Source organism: Arthrobacter sp. AG1021 (assembly GCF_003633665.1).
GTDB lineage: Bacteria > Actinomycetota > Actinomycetes > Actinomycetales > Micrococcaceae > Glutamicibacter > Glutamicibacter soli.
On sequence record NZ_RBLB01000014.1, the window covers coordinates 1 to 16,023 of the forward strand.

Consider the following 16,023-nt stretch of genomic DNA (forward strand, 5'->3'; position numbering starts at 1 on the left):
ATCATCCCAAGCAAAATGTTTCGTATTCACCAAACAAAAAATAATTTGGTATCAACAAACTTGGCACACTATTGAGTTCTCAAACAACAAACACTTACCGGTTCTCCGCCACCCCTATTCCAGGAGGCGATATCGTCCAGCGTTATATTCATATTTTATAATCATTGAATTCTGAAAGTCAAATCGATTCTTTGTGATTTGAACCAGTATTCTTTGATTCCCATTCAATTCCAGCTTATCCACACATGGTGTGGAAAACCTTGATTTTCCGGGGTTTTCGCCGCCTCGTCCTGGTCGGTTGGTGTTCCGTCCGGCTCGTGGCGACAAGGAAAAACTATACACGGGTTGTCGGGGGTCTGCAAATCGGCGGGGTGCTGCGGGGCGGTGAGCGTGGACACATAAAAACAGAATCGTGTTCATTACTGGCTTTTTATGCGCTTAACGCCCGAGAACGCGCGGTTTTAAGCGACTGCGGCCCGCCCTAACCGGAATTCTTTATCCCGTTGCGCCCCGCTCGACACCCGCCCGACACATGAAAACTCCCGGTCCCGGGCAGCCACTCTATATTTACGGGGTTGCGCTTGACCTTTACTATTCTTCGATGACTTCGACGTCGACGATCCGCGGATCATCCAATTCCAGCTGGTCTGGGGCCATGGTGGGAATCCCAGCGAAGGCGACTGCTGCAGTTTCAACAACACGCTTGGCCAGGAAACGGTTGCCGGCGCCACCGATGACAGCTCCCACGCCGAAGGGAACGATCCTGCCGACAACGCTTGCGGCTTGGGTGCCTACAACCTTGCGCATGAACGACTTCTGCATCGTTTTTTGCAGTGAAGCATAGAAGCTCGTCGACTTGTTCGCGCCGAAGGCCTTGGCCCACCCCTTGATCGGCCCGCCGCCGCGCCCGGCCGCCTGCCGGGTGAGGCCGGCGATCATGGCGCTGCCTTCCTCACCCATCAGCACACCCATAACCAGCACTCGGGATCGTTCCGGGTCTTCGATGGCAATTCCGTGGAGCTCAGCAAGGGTCTGCGCATATAGTGCAGAAGCTTCGAGGAATCCAAGGGTGGCTGCCACAGACAGGCCCAGTGCGGCACCGGTGCCCACCGCGGGGATGGCTGCGGTGCCGCCAACGGCTGCTCCCGAACCGGTCACGATTTTCAAGTAGTCGCGCTCGGCAATCTTGGCGAGTTCTGCCGCCGTGGCCTCGGGGTGCTTGCGGCGCAGCCGTTTCAAATATGCAAGAACCAGCGGTCGCTGGACGCCGACACCTTTCATGATGGCGTCCTGGATTACAGTACGTGGTTTGCCATCGTTGCCGATGACCGTCATCGAAATGGGATCTTTGCTCATGATGGTGCCAGCATATCGAGCCAAACCTGTAAGTTTCCGTGAATCGGATGCTTCCGATACCTGAATATCCTCGGAATGCCAATCATGTTCGACCCAGTCCTTGAAAGACCCAAACACCGATGGAAGAGTTGGGATATGAAGAACGCGCAGGCCAAACGGTACAACCACGCTGTGAAACAAGCCGGGGTCAACGAACGACCAGTAGCATTGCTGGATCTTGATGCCTTCGATGCCAACGTGATCGCCCTTCGCGAACGAGCCGGAGGAACCCCGATACGCGTCGCCTCCAAATCCCTGCGCGTCCGCAAGGCCCTTGAACGGGCACTGGCCGCCGACGGGTTCAGCGGAGTGCTGTGTTTTACCCTGGGCGAAGCACTCTGGCTGGCGAGCCATGGGCTGAAGGACCTGGTGGTGGCCTATCCCCAGACCGACACGGAGGCTATCAGCCGTTGGGCAACCAGCGAGCAAGCCCGCGCTGAGATCACGGTGATGGTCGACTCCGTTGCGCAACTGGATCTCATCGATCGGATCGTCCCGCACCATCACCCACTGAAGGTCGCCCTTGAACTGGATGCCGCGTACTATCCGACGGCGGGACTGCGTATCGGGGCAGCGCGGTCTCCGTTAGCCGAGCCGGAGGATCTGGCTTCACTCGCCGAGGAGGTCCAGCGCCGGAAGGGGTTCGAACTGGACGGGCTCATGGCCTACGAATCCCAGATCGCCTCGGTCCCGGATGGAGGGTTCGCCCCCAAGGCCTGGATCGCCCGGGCGCTTAGGAAGCGCAGCGCTGCCGAGCTTGCCGAGCGGCGCGCCGAGGCCGTGAGCCGAGTGCGAGGAATCGCGGACCTGCGTTTCGTCAATGCCGGAGGCACGGGATCCTTTGAAACCACCACCCAGGAAGCAGCGGTGACGGAGCTGGCAGCGGGCTCCGGCCTCTTCGCCCCGGCGTTGTTCGACTCCTTCCGCTCGTTCTCCCCCTCCCCCGCCCTGTTCCTGGGGTTCCCAGTAGTCCGCAGACCGGATCACCAGACGATCACCATCCTCGGCGGCGGCTGGACCGCATCAGGTCCGGCAGGCAAGGACCGATTGCCGAGCATCGAGCACCCCCGCAAGCTGCGCTACCTTCCATTGGAAGGCGCAGGCGAGGTCCAGACCCCGCTCACCGGACCGACCGCGCACCGCTTGAACATCGGCGATACCGTATGGCTGCGCCATGCAAAATCCGGGGAGCCGGCAGAACGGGTCAACAAGGTGGCCGTTTACTCGAAGACCAAGATCAGCGGCCAATGGCCAACCTATCGAGGCGAAGGGAAAGCCTTCCTGTGAGCACCTTCCAGAATTTCTCCGGCACCGTGACTGCCGCTCCGACGATGCGCCAGTCGATCACCTCCCTGGACCAGCTGGGCGGGTTGCTCGAATCGGCGGCGCTCAAGGGGCACACCGTACGCACCGTGGGCGCCGGCCATTCATTCACCCCGCTGGCGAAGACCAACGACATCCTGCTGGATCTCGACGGCCTCCAAGGAATCGAGGAAGTTGATGCGCTAACGCATGAGGTGACGTTCCGGGCCGGGACCAGGTTGTGGCAGGTTCCTGACCTGCTGGAGCCCTTCGGGTTGGCGCTTGAGAACATGGGCGACATTGACCGGCAGTCCATCGCCGGTGCCATCAGCACCGGAACCCACGGCACCGGCCTGAAATTCACCGGATTCAGCGGCGCGGTCACCGGCCTGCGGTTGATGCTGGCCGACGGGACGCAGGTGCGTGCCAGCGCCACGGAGCACCCGGACCTGTTCCAGGCGGCTCGTGTCGGATTGGGCGCGTTGGGTGTCATCACCCATGTCCGGCTCCGGTGCGTCCCGCACTACATGATGCACGCAACCGAGACCATCGAGGCCATCGACCCGTTGGCCGAAAGTTTTGTCGAAAGAGCGGCCCAGGAAGACCATCTTGAGTTCTTCTGGTTCCCGGGTACCGGCAATGCCCAGGTGAAAACCAATACGCGGCTGCCGGGCGATGCCCTGGCGAAGATGCCGGACAGGCTCAGGACCTGGGTGAACGATGAACTGCTGTCCAATGGCGGGCTGCAGGCAATCTGTTCGCTAGGCGCCGCCATGCCGCGCATGATTCCCCGGCTCAATTGGTTCGCCAGCCGGGTCCTTTCAGACCGCAGCTACACCGCGTCGTGGAACCAGACCTACATCAGCCCGCGGCGGGTGAAGTTCACCGAGATGGAGTACGCGCTGCCGCTGGAGAACTTCGCTGCCGCGTTTGCGGAACTGCGCCGCTATTTCGAGCTTCGACCCGCACCTGTCGTTTTCCCGCTGGAAGTCCGGACAACTGCCGGCGACGACACCTGGCTGGGCACTGCCAGCGGCCGAAACAGCGTTTACATCGCGGTGCACCGCTATATCCGGGATCGGGTCCCGCAGTATTTCCCGGACATGGAATCAATCCTGCGTTCGCACGGCGGACGTCCGCACTGGGGTAAGCAGCACACGCTGCGGGCGGCCGAGCTCACCCAGTTGTATCCGAGGTTCAAGGATTTCCAGGCCGTGCGGCAGCAGGTCGATCCCCAGGGACGGTTCGTCAACGGCTACCTGCGTGAACTGCTGAACGCCTAGAACTGGACGTCGGTCCAGATCAGGTCGGAGGTTTCGATGCTCTCGGGCGTTGCGCCCGGCAGCAACTGGAAATCTTCCGGGGCTTCGGCGCCGATGCGGCCCTGGCCCAGCACGTTCCAGCCCCGGTTGGGAATGACGAAGTTCCCCGAGTCGTTCAACGCGTCATCCCGGCCGAGCTCATCGCCCAGAGCCAACGCGGCTGCGGTGAACTCGGTGCGCTGCGCCAATGCACCGGTCACCACGATGCGGTTCTCGTCGATGCCTCCAGCCTTGGCTCCGTCGTCTGCGACAACGTAGTCTTCCCCGGCGATGTAGTCGGAGATGACCTTCAATTGGTCCTTCTGGCGTGGTGCGCCGAAGCCGTAGCTGCTCTGGGCTGGCTCGGTTTGGGCCGCCAGGATATGGACGCGTTCACCGCGATACTCGATGGGGATGTCCCACAGCCCGTTGTGCATCACCGGAATGGACGCGGCCACGGCACCGCTCAGCTCGGAGCTTGAGAGCTTGTTGCCTGCCACCTCGTCCCACTTCAGCGCCGACACGGAAACGACGTCCGGCTGGTTGATCGGATACTTGGACAGCACCACAGTCGAGGACTGTTCGGCGAATGCGCCCTGGCCCCAGGCATCGCCCGGGCCTCCGACCACGCGGTCTCCGTCCAGGTCCGCGCCGCTCTGCACTCCGCTGGAGCCGATTGCGAGATAGGAGTAGGCGTAGCCGACATCGGTATGTTCGTCGTCCGGGCTGTTCAGGTAGTCCGAGATGAAGGTATTTACCGCATCCGGATCGGCATCCATGCCGGTCAGCACCACGATGTCGGGATTCGCGACGCTGATTGCATCGGCCACGCGTAGGGCTTCGGTGTCTGTCCGGGTCAGCAGATCCCGATACAGGTCTCCGGGTTCCTCCCCGCTCAGGTCGGTTGCCATCGTGGCCACGCGCAGGGAAGTTTCGGACAGCAGGGGTGCGGTCACACCGGCCCCGTCATTCGGGCCGGTGGGTGCGGCTAAAGACGGGGTTGCAGGGAGCATTAACAGCGCCCCGATCCCCAGGCCCGCTGTTCCAACCAAAAACTTGTGCACCCTGCAACCCTACGCGGTGGGGACCGCGCTGACCAGCATCTTAATCCGATTGTGATGCTGCAGCGCCGGCGGCCTTGCGGTTCGCCTCCAGGACTTCCTCCATGTACGGAGCTCGGACATGCGCCGAGATGCGTGCGTCCACAAGGCAAACGCCCTGCGCCCCGGCTTCCACCCATGCGCTGACTTTGCCGAAGTCATCCAAGGTTTCAACCTTGATGCCGGTGGCGCCCATGCCTTGGGCCAGTGCCGAGAAGTCCACGGTCGGGATCAGCATCGGATCCTCGTGCAGCCCGATCGATCCGTACTGGTGCACCTCGGCTCCGTATGCCGAATCGTTGTAAATGACGATGACACCGCTTGTGACGGTGCGCACGATGGATTCCAGGTCTGCCAGTCCCATGAGGAAGCCGCCGTCGCCGGATGCCAGCACCACGGTACGTCCATCGGCCGCGGCGGCGGCGCCTACCATCGAAGCGATACCCAGGCCAATGGACTGGTAGGCGGTGCCGACACAGGTCAGCGATCGGGCGCCGCTGGTGGACCAATACATGGGTCCCCAGCCGATGAAGTGCCCGCCATCCTGCACCAGCACGCGGTTGGCCGGCAGGATCCGCTCCATTTCGCTGGCCACGCGGCGCGGATCCAGCAAGCCGTCGGCGGTCTTAGCGTCGCCGAGAGGGCGGGTACGCAGCGCGGCGAGGTCCAGCTCCTTGGCCCACGAGGCTTCGGCCGCTGGCACCGACTGGAGCAGGTGCGCGGCGGCGGCGCTGATATCGGCGGTGGCGAAGTAGTCCACCCGTGGATTGGTGGCGGTGGCAGCCAGGTCGATCTGGATCAGGGTGGCGGACTCGTTGACCAGGCCCCCGAAGCGCATGGTGAACTGGTTCAGCGATGCACCGAGGGTCAGCAGGACATCCGCTTGGGCGATGATCTCGGCGTTCCTCTCGGTGGCGAAGCCGCCAGTGATTCCCAGATCGTAGGGGTAGTCCAGCAGGTCACGGGCCAGCAGGGTACCGGAGGTGGTGGCGCCGATCTTGGCTGCCAGCTCCTTGACCAGCGGTGCGGCGTCGATGGCGCCGCGGCCGTAGAGGATGTGCGGGCGCTGGGCGCCTGCCAGCAGCGAGCTGACCTGTTCAAGCTGGGTGGAGTTCAATTCCGGGGCGGGCGGCGTGGGGCCGAGGTCGGCGAAGTCCGGAAGTTCCGTTTCGGAAGTCTCGAGGGCGGCAAGGTCGTAGGGGATGGCCAGGACCACCGGGCATTGCTCGCGCAGTGCATGCGCGGCGGCCTGCAACGCGATGGCTCCCGGGGTTTCCCGGTCCACCACGTAGCGCGGGGCGCGTACCGCGGTATCAATGGCGGCCTGATCCACGTCCCAGCCGCGCAGTCCCGAGGTCGGTGCGTCGCCGGTGACGAACAGCAGCGGGGTGCGTGCAGCGGCGGCCTCCGCCAGCGCGGTCACGGCATTCGTGTAGCCGGCGCCGTAGGTGGTGGAAGCGATGGAGAGCTTGTTGGAGATGCGGAAATAGGTGTCCGCGGCCGATACCGCGGCCGATTCGTGGCGAACTGCGGTATAGGTGAACCCTTGGCGCACGGCCGCGTCGAGGAAATGTGCGTTGCCGTTGCCCATCAGACCGAAGATCTGCGGTGCAAGTGGCTTGAGGGCATGGGCGATGGCGGCAGAAACGCTAGACATCATGGACTCTTTTCAAAAGTATGGTGCTGAAGAAAATTCCATATATGTCTGCCGCTACCGGTTGCGTTTCGGCAACGGGTATCGCCCCTTTTGAGAGCGCCGGAATCCGCTTGGTCGCGCTTCCTGACTCATTGATGATAGGGCAGAATCGTGGTGTTGCGCTAGGCGCGGGCGTCCCGGGCTCCTCGCGGAGCTGAACGGGCTATCCCAGGGCCCGTCCCTGATGGGCCCGCAAGGAACCGAATCCGGTCTTCGTCAAGCGGTAGGCGCGGTTCAGGGAATCCAGCGCATGCTCTGAAACATGCTCGTAGACAGGGACGCGGATCCACTGCTTGACGAGTCCGAGCAATGCAATCACGATGAATCCGGTCAACAGCTTGTCCACCAACGAATACATCAGGTTGGCTTCGAACACCGCCAGGCCCAGCGAGCTGGTGCTGGCAAGGATCGACTGCATCGTCGTTTCCGAAGCGTGCCCCGTCATACCTCCGAAAAGCAGAACCAGGATGATGCTCGATACCACCGAACATGCAACAGCCACCACGACGTTGAGCAGAACGTACTTCGGCAACGCCGAGTTGCGCTTGATCAGCTTCGCCCCGTACCCCCAGACCAGTGCCCCGGTCATGTTCACCAGGCCGAAGGCCGCTGCCGATGAATCGGTAATCGACAGCCCAATGATGTTGGTCGCCAGACCGACAAGCACCCCTGCCCACGGCCCGCAGGCGATGGCGGCTAAAGCGGTGCCGATCATGTCCAGATAAAGCCGAAGCCCTGCCGCATCAACTAGCCAGAAACCCGCCAGGTTCAGCATCAAGCATGCCGAAAGGAGTATATATATCCGTCGCCTGCTGGGAGCTGTATTTTCCTGTCCGAGAGTGGAAACGATGTGAACTGTCGGCCCGGCTGGCGATGGCTGCGGGGCGGCGGACGCCTGCCGCTTGGCTGCTGCTTTGTCGAGACGGGCTTGGAGGCATCTGCGTTCCCAGGTTTTCGCTTCCTCCGGCGAACAGCCCAGGGCTTGCACGATTTCCCCCACAAGCTCGGCATTAATACGTGTCCGGCCGAGGCGGAAAGCATCATAGACAGTGGTTCGGGCAGGCCTCGCGGCGACGGCATCTACTCCGCAGAGCTCGCGCAACTTCCCGATACGGCGGACGATTTCCGCGTAGGGAACGTCGCCTGCTTCGATCCGCAGCGTCTGGAGATCCCTGGCGATCGCATCGAAAGCGTCGGTCGGAACATCTTGGGACTCCGCGTGTTGCGTCATGGCCGCCCTCCAAGCGATCGCCGGACTGGCCGTCGGCGACTGCCGACGGTTTTCGGCGTTTCTGGACGCCAAATAAAGATGCTAGTCAGATCGTATCCGAAAGGTTGGAATTGTTCGGAATCATCCGGGAAGACGGAATTCCACGCACGGTTGCCGTACGCGCGCGATACCTTATGACGTGGGGGCGCGCAGGCCTTCCGGACCGGCGACCGTCTCGCAATAGGACATCGAGTTCAAGGCCTGCGGTGCATACGACAACTCGCATATATGTTCAGGAGGTCATGTGGCACACTTTATCGCGAATACGGCAAGACCCCGCTGCTGACAGCCCGCCAAGGGTGCCGACGCAGGACCTGCGCCTAGAGCTCTCGGCCCAGCAGGTGGGCCAGCGCATCGGGAAGCTCTTCGGAGCGGAAGGTGTGGCCTCGGGCTGACAGCTTCGCGGGAACGACCCGCTGACTGGCCAACGCCAGCAGCTGCGCACCTTCGTCGCCCAGCAGCAGCCGCGGCCCGAAGGCAGGCACCGGGAAGATCTCGGGGCGGTGCAGCACCTTGGCCAGCACGGCCGAGTACTCGCTGTTGCGCACCGGGGTGGGCGCGGTCGCGTTGACCGGACCCTGAAGTTCGCTGTCCCACAGTGCGCGGTGGTAGATGTCCACCAGGTCATCCAGTCCAATCCAGGACTGCCACTGCCGGCCATCGCCCAGCCTGCCGCCCAGCCCTGCTTCATAGAGCGGACGCATTTGGCGCAGCAGCCCGCCGGTGGGGCTTTGCACCAGACCGGTGCGGACCTGGACCCGGCGCATGCCGCCGTCGGGCCCCGTCTGGGCCGCCTGCTCCCAGTCGCGGACAACTTCCGCAAGGAAGTCCCGGCCGTATGGGGCGTCTTCGGTCAGCTCGTCTTCTCCGGCGTCGGCGCCGTACAGGCCGATGGCCGAGGCGCTGATGAAGACCGCGACACCGGACTGCGCAGCCAGCTGCGCCAGCCGGCGCGTGGGCTCGATGCGGCTGTCGCGGATCTTCCTGCGGTGCTCACTATTGAATCGCCCGGCGATACTCGCCCCGGCCAGATGGACGACCGCGTCGCACCCATCCAGGCAGGATTCGTCGGGGCTCTCGGGATTCCAAAGGCGTTCATTCGGACCTTGGGGGGCCGAACGAACCAACCGGATGACCCGGTGCCCACCCGATTCGAGAAGAGCACCCAGGGAGGTTCCCACCATGCCGTGCGAACCGGTCAGTGCGACGGTCAGCGGCTTCAGGCCGTGCTGCGCCGCGCGCTGGTGGGCCCGCAGGTCCTCGGACAGCTGACGGTGCCGGTAGGCGAGCATGCGCCGCACCATGTTCTGCGGCATATTGGTGCTGACTTCGTCGCGTAGCACGCACTGCTGCGGCCCGTCGGGCAGGATGTGGTGCTCGTGGTGCCAGCGGATCGGCCGCAGCGGCGCCTGAGCGAGCCCCTGCGGCGCCAGCTCGTCCACGAAGACGCGACCGGGCACATACCCGTCGGCAAGATGCCGGGCGTGCCAGCGCAATCCGGCAGGCATCGCCAGCTCGGAGCTGCCGTCGCGCAGGTTTTCCGCTTGGCGCACTGCGCGGACAGGCTGCCATGGAGGAAGCAGCCGGCTCATCGCGCCGGGCCGCTCGTGCCAGGCGAACACTTCGTCGGCGGGGAACGGTATTGCTGTTTCAAGAATGACGGCCATGCCCACATTCAACCAGTTTTCGCCACTTGCGGATACGACTTCAAGCAAGTTTCAAGGAGCTCCGCCCACGCCCGATGCCACGCGGCAGACCCTGCCGGCCGGCGCTCCTGTGACAAACTGGTTTCCATGGGAATCCAGGATCGGCCGCAGACCTCGGAGCAAGAGCTCGCGGCTTTCGAATGCGCCACGCAGGACCTCGTGGAGCTGGCGCTGAGCAGCGTTGAACAGCTCGAGGTATCCCTGCCCCAGTTCCGTCTGCTGCTGACCTTGCAACGCCGGGGTCGGTCGACATCCAGCGACTGCGCCAAGGCACTGGGCGTGGGCAATTCATCCATCACCCGGCTGGCCGACAGGCTCAATGCCTCCGGGCACCTGACGCGGGGCTCGGACCCCGCGCACCGCAGTGTGGTCACCTTGGAGCTGACGGCCTCGGGCCGCCAGGTCGTGCAGCAGGTCACCGAACGCCGACGACAGGACCTGAGCGAGGCCCTGGACCTGCTGGAACCCGCGGAGCGGGCCGCCTGCGCGGCTGCCCTGGACAAGCTGCACGGCCTGGTTGGCCACAGCATCCTCCAGCCGAACAGCACTCACCTGCCCCTGTAGCCGTCGCCAATCCAGCGTTCCTGACCATGAGCTCGCACATCCAAAGACTTGCTTGAGGCAACTCTTGCTTAATGCAAATGTTGTGCCTACATTGGAATTGATCAATTCAATTGCGGGAAGGCCGGCATGAAAGAGCTCGAAACGCGACTGCGGGAGCTGGGAATGCGCGTCACCCGGCCGCGGCGTGCGGTCCTCGACGAGCTGCTCCTGCGCTCCCACATCGATGTCGCGCGAATCGCCGCCGGCGCGCGGCAGCGCATCGGCCGCGTGTCGACCCAGGCCGTTTACGATGTCGTTCACACCCTGACCGGCGCCGGAATCCTGCGCAGCATCGAGCTGCCCGGATCCCCGGCGGTTTTCGAGCTGGCCCGCGGGGACAACCACCACCATCTGGTCTGCCGCGCCTGCGGACGCATCGCCGATGTCCCCTGCCCTGTCGGCAAGGCCCCGTGCCTCAGGCCCCTGGACGCTACCGGGTATGCGATCGAGGAAGCAGAAGTCACCTACTGGGGGCTCTGCCCTGAATGCCGACCCGGCATCCCGCCGGCCGCACCACACGGCACCACGATTACCACTCACTGATCGGAGAACCCAGCCATGACCGTCTTGGCAAGAACCTCGACCATCCAGGGACCGCAGAAGCTCGGTCCACTCACCCCGCTCGTCGGCGAATGGGAGGGGAATGCCGGGGTCGACCTTTCCTACCACAACCTCACCGACGAAACGAGCGAAACCGGCTACTACGAGCGCGCGGTGTTCAAGCCCATCCCGATCCAGGAAAACGGCAAGCAGACCCTGTGGGGATTGAACTACTCGATGACGGCCTGGCGCCACGGCGAGGAGGCCATGGACCCGTTCCACGACGAAATCGGCTTCCTGCTCTGGGACCGCGAGAACAGCCAGGTGATGCGCAACGTGGTCTTCGGCCGCGGCATCGCGGTGCTGGCCGGTAGCACCGCCGGACCGCGCGACACCACCGTGCACTTCAACGCCACCCCGGGAGATCCCTCCTACGGGGTGCTGCAGAACAAGTACCTGATGGAACGCGCGGAGATCAAGGAGTTCAGCAGCTCCTTCACCTTCCACGAGGACGGCAGCTTCAGCTACACCTCGGACCTGCTGCTGCGCCTGGTGGCCCTCGGCGCGGAAATGCGCCATACCGACGTCAATACCCTGCACCGGGTCAAGCGCTTCCATCCGGGAGAATAAGGCGGCGGCGGGGCCGGATGCGAATATCGCACCCGGCCCCGCCGCCGTCCGGCCTTGCGCCTACCGCGCGACTGCTTCCGCCAGCAATTCGATCACATGGCGGTAGTCCTTGCCGGTTGCGCGCGTCATGCCCAGCTCGCAGGTGCGGTTGCAGGAAGCATGGGCCTGGGCATCGAGTTCGCGCACCTCGGCTGCCTCGGCGGCGGTGGCGGAGGCGGTCAGCTCCGGATGCAGCATGCCGCGGTCGCCCGCATAGGCGCAGCAGCCCCAATTGACCGGCACGTTCACGGTGTCCGCGGCCGCCCGCGCCACCTTCTCCAAATCGGGATTCAGCCCCATCTGCGTGGAGGAGCAGGTCGGGTGCAGGGTCAGCGAGGAGACCTTCCGGCCCTCGGGCAGCTTTTCCAGCAGGTGCTGGGCGGTGAAGGCGAGCAGGTCCACCACGGTGTAGCCGTGCTCTTCCAGCGTGTGGGCGAAGCCCTCGGTGCAGCTGGAGGCGTCGGAGATGACCGGCAGGTTCCTGCCCGGCAGCGCCGCCGCCACCTCGTCGAGCACCCGCTGGGCCATGAGGTCGTGGCCGTCGGCGTAGCCCTTGGAGCTCCACGGGGTGCCGCAGCACATCGACTCGATGCCCTGCGGGACGTAGACCGAGACGCCGGCCGCGTGCAGCAGCTGCGTGAACGCCGAAGCGACGCCCTGGCCCTCGCCGGCCGGGCCGAACATTGAGTTCACGCAGGCCGGCAGGTAGATGGCCAGCGGTTCGGTGCCGGCGGCGCCCAGGATTCCGGCCAGCGGCTTGCGGGCCTTGCCGCCGCCGGGCAGTTCCGCGTCGTAGCGCGGCATGACATCGGTGCTGATGACCTTGCGCGCCGCATCGGTGACCCCGCGGACCAGGCCCACGGGGAACTTGTCAGCCACGCTCAGGGCCAGCGAGCCGGCGCGCGTGGCGCCGCCCCAGCCCTTGGCGGCGGTCTTGAACCCTGCGGCCAGCGCGGGGTTCGCGTCCTCGCGGCGCAGGCGCTTGACCAGCAGGCCGGTATTAATGCCCACCGGGCAGGCGGTGACGCACATGCCGTCCACGGCGCAGGTCTGCACGCCGTTGTAGTCGTAGTCCTTCTCAAGCTCCGCGGCCAGCTCCCGGTTGCCTTCCGCCTCCGCCTTGGCGATGGCGCGGCGCACCACGATGCGCTGGCGCGGGGTGAGGGTCAGGTCCTTGGAGGGGCAGACCGGCTCGCAGTAGCCGCATTCGACGCAGCGGTCGGCCTCCACCTCGATGGTGGCGTTCAGCTTGATGTTGCGGATGTGGGCCGAGTGGTCCTCGTCGATGATGACCCCGGGGTTCATCATCAGGCGCGGATCGCAGGCGGCCTTGAGTTCCAGGTGCACGTCGTAGAGCTCCTCGCCGTACTGGGCGCGGACGAACGGGGCCATGGCGCGGCCGGTGCCGTGCTCGGCCTTCAGGTTGCCGCCCTTGGACAGGATCAGGTCCACCATCTTGTCGTTGAATCCGTTGTAGCGGTTCAGCGCCCGCTCGCCCTCGAAGCGGTCGGTGAGCATGAAGTGGATGTTGCCGTCCTTGGCGTGGCCGAAGATCACCGAGTCCTCGTAGCCGTATTCGGTGAACAGCTCCTGCAGGCTGCCGCAGGTTTCAGCCAGCGACGGCACCGGCACCGCGACGTCCTCCAGCAGCGCGGTGGTGCCCGAGACGCGGGCTCCGGCCACCGAGGCGTACAGCCCCTTGCGGAACTTCCAGGCCGCCTGGCGGTTCTTCGCGTCCGGGGAGAGCACGGCCGGGGCGCGCAGCGCGGCGGTGTCCAGCAGCTTCTGCCCGGCATCCTGCAGCCCGCGCAGCTGCTCGTCGTTGTCTGCGTGGTATTCGATGAGCAGGGCGGCCTGCCGGTCCACCTCGAAGCCCATGATGGCTTCGGGCACGCCGGGCAGCGACTGCCCGACGCGCAGCGAGGTGGAGTCCATGAGCTCAAGGGTCGCGGCGCCCGAATCCAGCAGCTCGGGCAGCGCGCGGGTGGCCAGATCCAGGTTGTCGAAGACCGCCAGGGTGGCGACGGCCAGCTTGCGGATCGGCACGGTGCGGAACACCGCCTCGGCCACGAAGGCCAGCGTGCCTTCGGAGCCGATGATCAGATGGGCCATCAGCTGCGCCGGGGAGTCGAAGTCGAGGAATGCGTTGATGCCGTAGCCCATGGTGTTCTTCAGCGCGAAGTGCTTCTCGATCTTCGCCACGGAATCCGGGTTGGAGCGCACCCGGTCGCGCAGCTTTTCCAAGGTGGCCACCAGCTGCGGTTCGGCGGCGGCCAGCAGGGCGTCGGCGTCCGGGGCGGCGGTGTCGACCATGGTGCCGCTGGGCAGCACGAAGGTCATGGATTCGAGGGTGCGGTAGGTGTTGAACTCGGTGCCGCAGGCCATGCCGGAGGAGTTGTTGGCGATGACGCCACCCACGGTGCAGGCGGCCTCGCTGGCGGGATCCGGTCCCAGCTTGGTGCCGTAGACGCCCAGCCGGGCGTTGACCTGGCGGATGGTGGCGCCGGGCTGGACACGTACGCGCTGCCCGCCGTCCAGCACGGTGATGCCGCGGAAATTCTTGCGCACGTCGATCATCAGCCCGTCGCCGCTGGCCTGGCCGGCCAGCGAAGTGCCGCCTGAGCGCAGGGTCACCGGCTGGTTGTTCCGGTTGGCAGCGGCCAGCAGCTGCGAGACCTCGCGGGCGTCCTTGGCCAGCACCACCGCCTGCGGGGTGTACAGGTAGTGCGACGCGTCCGAGGCATAGGCCACGCGGTCGATGGATCGGGTCTTCACCCGGTCGGGCTCGCCGACCAGGTCGAGGATGCTGGATGAAACCGTGGTTTCGCCGAGTGCTGGCGTGCTCAATGCCATGGTGCGCTCCTGTGTGGATCGTAGGCGTGGCCTACCGTTGCGGGAAATTGTCTTACAAGTACACATGCCATAGTAGTACGCGCCATGGGATACTTGGTAGGTCCAATGTACTTCTGCCCGAAAGGACGCATGTGGCTGCCCGTCTAGGAGTGGTTTCGGTGGTGCAGGCCGTCATCAGGTCGCTGCGCGAACGCATCTTCAGCGGCGAGCTTTCTCCCGGCACCCCGCTGGGCGAGGTCGACGTGGCAGCCTACTACGAGGTCGCCCGCCCCACTGCCAAGGCCGCGCTGGAGAACCTGGTGTCCAGCGGGCTGCTCACGCGCAACGCCCACCAGAGCGCCAAGGTGCGGGTGCTGTCCGCGGCCGATGCCCGCGACATCTACCAGACCCGAGCCATCATCGAAGCGGAGGCCGTGCGCCTGCTGGCCGGCACCGGCCAGGTACCCGAGGCAGCGCTGGCGGCCAACGCGCAGATCACCGCGTTATCCAACGCCTCGCCCATCGAGATCGTGGAACCGGACGTGCGTTTCCACGCGGCCCTGGTCCAGGCACTGGGCTCGCCGCGCACCAGCGCGATCTACGCGCAGCTCACGGATGAAATCCGGCTGTGCATGACGCACGTGCAGGACGCCACCCTGTTGTCCACCCAGGACATCGCCGCCGAGCACGCGCGCCTGCTGGAACTGATTTCCACAGGGTCCCGGCAGGAGGCGGCCCAAGTGCTGGCTGAGCACCTGCAGACGGCGAGCGCCAAGCTGGCCGCGCATCTGGACACCCTCAGCTAGCGAAAGGACGAACGACCATGGGCTTATTTTCACGCAAGCAGCCAACCGCCTCCGGAACCGGGCGCGCCCCGGAGCGGGCGCTGGATAGCCTGGAACCGCTGCAGGCAGGCCAAGCGACCTTCCGAGCCCGGGAATTGGGCGTGGGCCGGCGCGGCAAGAAGCTGATCCCCGCAGTCGAAGTGGTCACGAGGGATGCCACCGGGCACTTCCGCGCCGACGAGCTGGGCTCCTTCCTGGGCGGACGACTCGGCATCATCGAAACACTGTCCGGCTCACCGAGCACGCTGTTCATCGCCACCGGCGCGCACGCGGGAACAGGCTCCCCCGCGGGCGATGCCTTGGCGCACGCGGCGAAGGACGAGGCGGGACTCCTGATGCCGGCCGGCGAAGAGGTGCAGCGCCTGGCACTATTCAGCACCGCGGACCAGCAGCGGATCGCCAGCTGGCTCGCGCTCTTCCCGCGCCCCTAGTCCCGGTCGCGCTCACCGGCGTCGCTCGGCGCAGCCGAGCCCTCCTCGGTAGCTCCCCCTTCGTCGCTCCAGTCGTGCCCGGCGTCATCAGAACGCTTCGGGTCCGAGACATGATCCTGGGATGCAGGGCCCTCACCCGGGATCGGGTGCTCTTTTTCAGGAATGTGCTTTTCTCCCATGGCTTCTTCCCTTTCGTTGAGCTAGCGTTCCGGGGCGGTTTCCGGCTCCGGCGGGACCGGCGGAGCGGTCGGGTCGAATGGCGGCTCCGGCGGCGCCGTCGGGTCGATAACCGGACCGTCCGGGGCGGTGGGGTCACTCGGAGGCGCAATGGGC

14 protein-coding genes are annotated in these 16,023 nt (G+C 65.0%); 7 read left to right on the plus strand and 7 right to left on the minus strand.

All coding sequences use genetic code 11. The features are described from left to right. Positions 1 to 591: 591 nt before the first annotated feature. Positions 592 to 1,524, minus strand: coding sequence for a hypothetical protein (locus DFO58_RS17740; protein ID WP_286163664.1), 933 nt, complete (start codon positions 1,522 to 1,524; stop codon positions 592 to 594). Between DFO58_RS17740 and DFO58_RS17745 the strand changes: the two genes are divergently transcribed. Beyond that, positions 1,492 to 2,682 (plus strand): alanine racemase, encoded by a 1,191-nt coding sequence (locus DFO58_RS17745; RefSeq protein ID WP_120991900.1) that lies wholly within the window; start codon positions 1,492 to 1,494, stop codon positions 2,680 to 2,682. The genes DFO58_RS17740 and DFO58_RS17745 overlap by 33 nt on opposite strands. Beyond that, the gene (locus tag DFO58_RS17750; RefSeq protein WP_183043260.1) at positions 2,679 to 3,980 is read left to right on the plus strand and encodes a D-arabinono-1,4-lactone oxidase; all 1,302 of its coding nucleotides are present in this window, start codon (positions 2,679 to 2,681) and stop codon (positions 3,978 to 3,980) included. Before DFO58_RS17745 ends, DFO58_RS17750 begins: the two co-directional genes overlap by 4 nt. Here the strand turns inward: DFO58_RS17750 and DFO58_RS17755 are convergent. From DFO58_RS17755 to DFO58_RS17770, 4 genes are all read right to left on the minus strand, one after another. Next, entirely contained in the window at positions 3,977 to 4,954 is a 978-nt protein-coding gene (locus DFO58_RS17755; protein WP_047117700.1) for a hypothetical protein, read from the minus strand. The genes DFO58_RS17750 and DFO58_RS17755 overlap by 4 nt on opposite strands. Positions 4,955 to 5,102: 148 nt before the next feature. Then, the gene (locus DFO58_RS17760; RefSeq protein ID WP_053799292.1) at positions 5,103 to 6,755 is read right to left on the minus strand and encodes a thiamine pyrophosphate-binding protein; all 1,653 of its coding nucleotides are present in this window, start codon (positions 6,753 to 6,755) and stop codon (positions 5,103 to 5,105) included. Between the two features lie 202 nt (positions 6,756 to 6,957). Beyond that, a complete protein-coding gene (locus DFO58_RS18365) occupies positions 6,958 to 8,025 on the minus strand; it encodes an ECF transporter S component (protein WP_147407333.1) in 1,068 nt (355 codons plus the stop codon). 359 nt (positions 8,026 to 8,384) lie between these two features. Next, positions 8,385 to 9,731: a TIGR01777 family oxidoreductase gene (locus DFO58_RS17770; RefSeq protein ID WP_120991902.1), complete on the minus strand. Its 1,347-nt coding sequence runs from the start codon at positions 9,729 to 9,731 to the stop codon at positions 8,385 to 8,387. Between the two features lie 126 nt (positions 9,732 to 9,857). Here DFO58_RS17770 and DFO58_RS17775 point away from each other — a divergent pair, with 126 nt between their 5' ends. The 3 genes from DFO58_RS17775 to DFO58_RS17785 all read left to right on the plus strand — a co-directional run bounded on the left by DFO58_RS17775 (position 9,858) and on the right by DFO58_RS17785 (position 11,543). Beyond that, positions 9,858 to 10,334 (plus strand): MarR family transcriptional regulator, encoded by a 477-nt coding sequence (locus tag DFO58_RS17775; RefSeq protein ID WP_120991903.1) that lies wholly within the window; start codon positions 9,858 to 9,860, stop codon positions 10,332 to 10,334. A 126-nt stretch (positions 10,335 to 10,460) separates the two neighbouring features. Then, the gene (locus tag DFO58_RS17780; protein WP_120991904.1) at positions 10,461 to 10,916 is read left to right on the plus strand and encodes a Fur family transcriptional regulator; all 456 of its coding nucleotides are present in this window, start codon (positions 10,461 to 10,463) and stop codon (positions 10,914 to 10,916) included. A 15-nt stretch (positions 10,917 to 10,931) separates the two neighbouring features. Continuing rightward, on the plus strand, positions 10,932 to 11,543 hold the full coding sequence (locus DFO58_RS17785; RefSeq protein ID WP_047117696.1) for an FABP family protein: 612 nt from the start codon (positions 10,932 to 10,934) through the stop codon (positions 11,541 to 11,543). A 60-nt stretch (positions 11,544 to 11,603) separates the two neighbouring features. Here DFO58_RS17785 and DFO58_RS17790 read toward each other — a convergent pair whose 3' ends face one another. Continuing rightward, a complete protein-coding gene (locus tag DFO58_RS17790; protein WP_082123727.1) occupies positions 11,604 to 14,435 on the minus strand; it encodes an FAD-binding and (Fe-S)-binding domain-containing protein in 2,832 nt (943 codons plus the stop codon). 131 nt (positions 14,436 to 14,566) lie between these two features. On the opposite strand from DFO58_RS17790, the gene DFO58_RS17795 reads away from it, so the two are divergent. After that, positions 14,567 to 15,220, plus strand: coding sequence for a GntR family transcriptional regulator (locus tag DFO58_RS17795; protein ID WP_053797170.1), 654 nt, complete (start codon positions 14,567 to 14,569; stop codon positions 15,218 to 15,220). Positions 15,221 to 15,237: 17 nt separating this feature from the next. Then, entirely contained in the window at positions 15,238 to 15,690 is a 453-nt protein-coding gene (locus DFO58_RS17800) for a hypothetical protein (protein WP_120991905.1), read from the plus strand. On the opposite strand, the gene DFO58_RS17805 is transcribed toward DFO58_RS17800, so the two are convergent. Next, on the minus strand, positions 15,687 to 15,869 hold the full coding sequence (locus tag DFO58_RS17805; RefSeq protein WP_120991906.1) for a hypothetical protein: 183 nt from the start codon (positions 15,867 to 15,869) through the stop codon (positions 15,687 to 15,689). The two genes, DFO58_RS17800 and DFO58_RS17805, sit on opposite strands and share 4 nt — an antisense overlap. Between the last annotated feature and the right edge of the window lie 154 nt (positions 15,870 to 16,023).